Genomic DNA, 6,561 nt, shown 5'->3' with positions numbered 1-6,561 from the left:
GGGCCTGCGCGACCGGTACGAGGCGCACCACCGCGTCTCCATCACCGACGGCGCCCTCGTCGCTGCCGCGACGCTGGCCGACCGGTACGTCAACGACCGGTTCCTGCCGGACAAGGCGATCGACCTGGTCGACGAGGCCGGTGCCCGCCTGCGCATCCGCCGCATGACGGCCCCGCCGGAGCTGCGCGAGCTCGACGAGCAGATCGCCGAGACGCGCCGCGACAAGGAGTCGGCGATCGACGAGCAGGACTTCGAGAAGGCCGCGCGCCTGCGCGACCAGGAGAAGCAGCTCGGCCTCAAGCGCCAGGAGAAGGAGAAGGCCTGGAAGTCGGGCGACCTGGACGCGGTCGCCGAGGTCGACGAGGAGCTCATCGCCGAGGTGCTGGCGCTGGCCACCGGGATCCCGGTGTTCAAGCTCACCGAGGAGGAGTCGAGCCGGCTGCTCAAGATGGAGGACGAGCTGCACAAGCGGGTCGTCGGCCAGGAGGCGGCCATCAAGGCGCTCTCCCAGGCCATCCGCCGCACGCGTGCGGGTCTGAAGGACCCGAAGCGCCCCGGTGGGTCGTTCATCTTCGCCGGCCCCACCGGCGTCGGGAAGACCGAGCTGGCCAAGGCGCTCGCCGAGTTCCTGTTCGGGGACGAGGACGCGCTGATCCAGCTCGACATGTCCGAGTTCTCGGAGAAGCACACGGTCTCGCGGCTGTTCGGCTCGCCCCCCGGCTACGTCGGGTACGACGAGGGCGGCCAGCTCACGGAGAAGGTGCGCCGTCGTCCGTTCTCGGTCGTGCTGTTCGACGAGGTCGAGAAGGCGCACGCGGACATCTTCAACTCGCTGCTGCAGATCCTCGAGGACGGTCGCCTGACCGACTCGCAGGGCCGGGTGGTCGACTTCAAGAACACCGTGATCATCATGACCACCAACCTCGGCACCCGGGACATCGCCAAGGGCGTCCAGACCGGCTTCCAGGCCGGCGGCGACCTGTCGACGTCGTACGAGCGCATGAAGGCCAAGGTCAACGACGAGCTCAAGACGCACTTCCGTCCGGAGTTCCTCAACCGCGTCGACGACGTGGTCGTGTTCCCGCAGCTCTCGCAGCCGGAGATCTTCCAGATCGTCGACCTGATGATCGCGAAGCTCGACGCCCGTCTGCGCGACAAGGACATGGGCATCGAGCTCACCGAGGCGGCCAAGAAGCTGCTCTCGGAGAAGGGCTACGACCCGGTCCTGGGCGCCCGGCCGCTGCGCCGCGCGATCCAGCGGGAGATCGAGGACGCGCTGTCCGAGAAGATCCTGTTCGGCGAGCTGCACGCGGGTCAGCAGGTGATCGTGGACGCGCACGGCGAGGGCATCCTCGGCGAGTTCGTGTTCCGCGGCGAGGCGCGCGGCCCCCGCTCGAAGGAGCCGGTGGGCGCGGGCGCCCGCACGGCCGGGACGCCGGGCTCCGGCACGGACGTCCCGCCGGCGCCGCCGATCGCGTCGTCCGGTGACGGCGGCACGGGCCTCATGCCCGCCTGACGCACCGACCCACGACGGGCCGGACCGCACCCCCGGGGTGCGGTCCGGCCCGTCGTGCGTCCGGGGTCCGCGCGCCCCGCCCCGGACGCCGCGGGCGCGCCCCGGCGAGCGGGTGACCAGCGCGAACGGCGCCCGGGAGCGGTTCACCCGGTCGTGCGACGGGGACGTGGGTGCCTGCACCCACCGCCCCCGGGAGGGCCTGGAGGAATACGCCTACCGTGGCTGGCATGCCGGGACAGGTGACGCTCAGCGACGTGGCCCGCGAGGCGGGCGTCTCCCTCGCGACGGCCTCGCGCGCCCTGAACGGCTCCGCGAACCGGACCGTGGGCGAGGACCTGCGCAAGCGCGTCCAGGCCGCGGCGAACCGGCTGAGGTACTCGCCGGACGGCATCGCGCAGGCGATGGCCCGCGGCCGCACCACCTCGCTCGGGCTGGTCGTCCCCGACATCGCCGACCCGTACTTCGCCGCGATCACCGCGGGCGTCGCCGAGGCCGCCGACGCGGCGGGGCTCACGCTGACGCTCGCGGCGACCGGCTGGGACGCCGCGCGCGAGGTCGAGGTCGTCCGGCTGCTGGAGCGGCAGCGCGCGCGGGGGGTCGTCCTGGCGGGCGGCCGCGCGGACGACGCCGCGGCGGACGCGCCGGTGCGGGCCGCGCTCGAGTCGTTCCGCGGCATCGGCGGCGCGGTCTCCGCGGTCGGCGGCGACGGCCTCGGCGTGAACAGCGTCGTGCTGGCGGACCGCGACGGTGCCGCCGACCTGGCGCGCGCGCTGCACGGGCGCGGCTACCGGCGGTTCGCGGTGCTGGGCGGCCCCGCGGGCCACGCCGCGGCGACCGACCGCCGGGACGGGTTCGTCGAGGCGCTGGCGGCGCTGGGCGCCCCGGTCCCGGAGCACCGCGTGCTGGCCGCGGCCACCACGCGCGACGGCGGCCACGGGGCGATGTCCCGGCTGCTCGACGCGGGGCTCGCGGACGTCGACGCGGTGTTCGCGGTGACCGACGTGATGGCCGCCGGGGCGCTCACCGCCGCGCACGCGGCCGGGCTCCGGGTCCCGGACGACGTCGCGCTGGCGGGGTTCGACGGCGTCGAGGTGCTGCAGGACGTACTCCCGGGCCTGACGACCGTGCGGCTGCCGCTCGCGCAGATCGGCCGCGAGGTCACGCGGCTCGCGCTGCGGCCGGCCGCGGCCGACGCCGAGGTGGTGCCGGTCGCCGGCGAGGTGGTCCTGCGCGGGTCGACGCCGGGGATCCCGGCGCGCTGAGGCGGGGCGGCCGGCGGCGGTGCCGGTCGGTCGGTCGGGCCGGTCGGTCGGTCGGGCCGGCCGGTCGGCCGGTACGGTCGGGCGCATGGACGCCACCGGGCTGCACGTCGCCGACGCCGGCTCCGGTCCGGTGGTGCTGCTGCTGCACGGGAACGGCGAGGACGGCGCCTCGCTCGCGCCGGTCGCCGCGGACCTGGCGCGGGACCACCGGGTGCTGTCCCCGGACGCGCGCGGGCACGGGCGCTCGCCGCGGGGGACCGGGCCGCTGACGATCACGCGGCTGGCGGACGACGCGGCGGGGGTGCTCGCGGGCGCGGGGGCGGGCGCGGGGCAGGGCGCAGGGGCGGGCGCCGCGCCGGCCGACGTCGTCGGGTACTCCGACGGCGGCAACGTCGGTCTCCTGCTCGCGCTGTGGCACCCGGCGGCGGTGCGGTCGCTGGTCGTCTACGGCGCGAACGTCGACCCCGCCGGCCTCACCGCCCGGAGCCGCGCGGAGGTGACGGCGGCGTGGCTGGGGCTGCGGGCCCGCGGGCTCGTCGACCCGGCGGCGCGGGCGCGGGCGGAGGTGACCGACCTGATGGTCCGGCAGCCGCGCATCCCGCTGCGGGCGCTCGAGCGCGTCCGGGTGCCGGTGCTCGTCGCCGCCGGCGAGCACGACGTGGTCCGGCGGGCGCACACCGAGGCGGTCGCGGCGGCGCTACCCGCGGGGGAGTGCGTCGTCGTGCCGGGCGCGGACCACGGGCTGCCGCTGGCGGACCCGGCCGCGTTCGTGCGCCTGGTCCGGGACTTCTGGGCGGCGCACGGGTCCTGACCCGCGGTCGCCGAGCCCGCTGCGGGTCCGGGGTGGAACGGGGTGGGCGGCGCGTCAGGGGACGGCGAGGGCCGCCAGGAGGTCCGCCACCTCCACCGGGCGGCCGGGCAGCGGGTCGCCGCCCGGGCGCAGCGCGGCCCGGAGCAGCGGGGCGCGCCGCTCCAGCAGCGCCGCGTTGAGCTCGTCGGGCAGGCCGGGCAGCGGGCGGAGCGCCGACGCGAACGTCAGCAGGATCTCCGGCACGCCGATGTCCCCCCGGACGAGGCCCAGCCGCTGCGCGGTCCCGACGACCTCGCTCGCGCCGGCCGCCGTCGCCGCCCGGCGCTCGACCAGCTCCGGGGTGAACACGTCCGCGTCGCGGGCGCGCGGGACCAGCACCGGGAGCAGCAGCGGCAGGCCGGAGTCCAGGAAGCCGGTGAGGAACTGCTCCCACGCCGCGTGCGGGTCGTCGCCGGCGAGCCCGGCGGCCGCGGCGTCGAGCAGGGCGCCGACGTGGGCCAGCCGGTCCGCGACGACGGCCCGGACCAGCGCGGACCGGTCGGGGAAGTGCCGGTAGACGGTGCCGACCCCGACGCCCGCGGCGCGCGCGACGGCCTCCATCGGCTCGTCGAGCCCGCGGGCCGTGTACAGGTCGCGCGCGGCGTCGAGCACCCGCTGCCGGTTCCGTGCCGCGTCCGCCCTCACCGGCCCAGGATAGGTGGCGCTAAACGGAATCGGACGTTCCGGTTCGGTGCTACGGTGGGTCGTGGACGGGCGCCGCGGGAGACGCCCCGATGCCGGGAGGCGAGCGCCGTGCGCGCCATGATCCTCAAGGAGTTCCGGGAGCTGCGCCGGGACCGCCGCACCGTCGCGATGCTGGTCGTGCTGCCGCTGCTGCTGCTGACGATCTTCGGCTTCGCGGCCAACTTCACCGTCGACAGCCTCACCACGCTGGTGGTCGGGCCGGGCGCGCAGGAGGCGGCGGACCGGATCGCGGCGTCGCCGGCGGCCGGGACGCTGGACGTCCGCGACGTCGAGCCCGCGGACGACCGGGCCGACGCCGTCGACGCGCTGGCCGCCAACCGGTACGACGTCGCGGTCGTCGCCGGGGAGGGGGCCGGTGCGGTGCCCGAGGTGCTGATCGACGGCAGCAACCTGTTCGCCGCCCAGGCCGCGAACGTCGTGGTCGCGCGGCTCGGCGACGCGGTGGACGCCGAGATCCTGTTCAACCCGGACCTGGAGACGTCCTGGGTGATGGTGCCCGCGCTGATCGGCCTGATCCTCACGTTCATCGGCACGATCATCACGAGCATCGGGCTGGTGAAGGAGCGGGCCGCGGGGACGCTGGAGCAGCTCGCCGTGATGCCGCTGCGCCCGATCGACGTGATCGTCGGGAAGATCGCGCCGTACTTCCTGCTCGCCGCGCTCGACCTCGTCGTGGTGACGGTGCTCGGCATGCTGATCTTCGGGGTGCCGTTCACCGGGAACGTCGCGCTGTTCGCGCTGGCGGGGGCGATCTTCCTGTTCGTGGTGCTCGGCATCGGGGTGTTCATCTCGACCGTGTCGCAGAACGCGGGGCAGGCGATCCAGGCGGCGATCCTCGTGCTCCTGCCGCAGATCCTGCTGTCCGGGATCATCTTCCCGCTCGACGCCATGCCGCTCGGGGTGCGGTGGATCGGCTACTGCCTGCCGCTGACGTACTTCACGCAGGTGTCGCAGGGCGTGATGCTGCGCGGCGCCGAGATCGACGCGCTGTGGCTGCCGATCACGGTGCTCGCGGGCATGGCGGTGCTGGTGTTCGGCGCGGCGGTCTGGCGGTTCCGGGCGTCGATCACGCCGCGCCGGGCGCGGGGCGGCGCCGCGCCCGGGCCCGCCGAGCCGGCCGAGCCCGCCGACGCCGCCGGGGCGGGGCGGTGACCGCCGTGGCGGCCCGGGCGGCCTGGGGAGTCGAGGCCGTGACCGTCCGGCGGGGTGGGCGCGCGGTGCTCGACGGGATCACGCTGCCGGTGCCGGCGGGGCGGATCACCGCGGTGGTCGGCGGGGACGGGGCGGGCAAGACGACCCTGGCGCGCCTCCTGGTCGGCCGCGAGGTGCCCGACGCCGGCGAGGTGCGCCGGGCGGACCCGCGCCGCACCGGCTTCCTGCCCGCGACCTCCGGGGTCTGGGGCGACCTCAGCGTCGCCGAGAACGTCGACCTCGTGGCGCGGGCCTACGGCCTCGACCCCGGGACCGCCCGGGACTGCGGGGACCGGCTGCTCGCGGCGGCCGGCCTGGCCGACGTGCCGCACCGCCTCGGGCGCGAGCTGTCCGGCGGGATGCGGCAGAAGCTGGGGTTCTGCCTGGCGGTGCTGCCGGACCCGGAGCTCGTCGTGCTGGACGAGCCGTCCACCGGCGTCGACCCGGTCAGCCGGGTGGACCTCTGGCGGCTGCTGTCCGCGGCGGCCGCCGGCGGCACGGCGGTGCTCGTGACCACGACGTACCTCGACGAGGCGGAGCGGGCCGCGGAGGTGCTGGTGCTCGACGCCGGCGCCGAGGTGTACCGGGGCGACCCGGCGGAGGCGGCCGCCCGGGTGCGGGGCTCGATCGCGGTGCGGGCGGTCGGTGACCCGGGCCCGGCCCGCCCGCTCGCGGAGTGGCGCCGCGGGAGCACGGTGCACGCGCTCGTCGCGCCGGGGGAGGGCGCGCCGCCGGCGGATCTCGAGGACGCGGTGATCGCGCTGACCCTGGAGCGCCGCGGCGCCCCGCCCGTGGGCGCGGCGCCCGCTGCCCGCCGAGGGGGTAGGCGAGTCGTCGAGGGGGTACCCGCCGACTACCCCGTCGGCGCGTCGGCTACCCCCTCGGCGACCGCGCGGTCCGCGCCGCGCGCCCCGGCCGTCGAGGCCGCGCACGTCGTCACCGCCTTCGGCGGGTTCCGCGCCGTGGACGACGTCTCCCTCACGGTCCGCCCCGGCCAGGTGCTCGGCCTGCTCGGCGCGAACGGCGCCGGCAAGACC

General features: G+C 76.6%; 6 protein-coding genes. 5 read left to right on the top strand and 1 reads right to left on the bottom strand.

Translation table 11 applies throughout. The features are described from left to right. From VER05_RS06820 to VER05_RS06810, 3 genes are all read left to right on the top strand, one after another. The coding region (locus tag VER05_RS06820; RefSeq protein WP_324844628.1) for an ATP-dependent Clp protease ATP-binding subunit at nt 1-1,516 on the top strand (1,516 nt) is incomplete at its 5' end. 227 nt (nt 1,517-1,743) lie between these two features. Then, nucleotides 1,744-2,778: a LacI family DNA-binding transcriptional regulator gene (locus tag VER05_RS06815; protein WP_324844626.1), complete on the top strand. Its 1,035-nt coding sequence runs from the start codon at nt 1,744-1,746 to the stop codon at nt 2,776-2,778. An 85-nt stretch (nt 2,779-2,863) separates the two neighbouring features. Continuing rightward, entirely contained in the window at nt 2,864-3,589 is a 726-nt protein-coding gene (locus VER05_RS06810) for an alpha/beta fold hydrolase (protein ID WP_324844625.1), read from the top strand. A gap of 54 nt (nt 3,590-3,643) precedes the next feature. Here VER05_RS06810 and VER05_RS06805 read toward each other — a convergent pair whose 3' ends face one another. After that, the gene (locus tag VER05_RS06805; protein WP_324844623.1) at nt 3,644-4,273 is read right to left on the bottom strand and encodes a helix-turn-helix domain-containing protein; all 630 of its coding nucleotides are present in this window, start codon (nt 4,271-4,273) and stop codon (nt 3,644-3,646) included. A 117-nt stretch (nt 4,274-4,390) separates the two neighbouring features. On the opposite strand from VER05_RS06805, the gene VER05_RS06800 reads away from it, so the two are divergent. Next, entirely contained in the window at nt 4,391-5,485 is a 1,095-nt protein-coding gene (locus VER05_RS06800) for an ABC transporter permease (RefSeq protein ID WP_324844629.1), read from the top strand. Then, the coding region (locus VER05_RS06795; protein ID WP_324844621.1) for an ABC transporter ATP-binding protein at nt 5,482-6,561 on the top strand (1,080 nt) is incomplete at its 3' end. The genes VER05_RS06800 and VER05_RS06795, both read left to right, overlap by 4 nt.

Origin of the sequence: Cellulomonas sp. (assembly GCF_035634735.1) — a bacterium.
In the GTDB taxonomy this organism is placed as follows: Bacteria; Actinomycetota; Actinomycetes; order Actinomycetales; family Cellulomonadaceae; genus Cellulomonas.
Note: the sequence above shows the minus strand (reverse complement) of the source record. Positions and strands in the feature narration are given on the sequence as shown.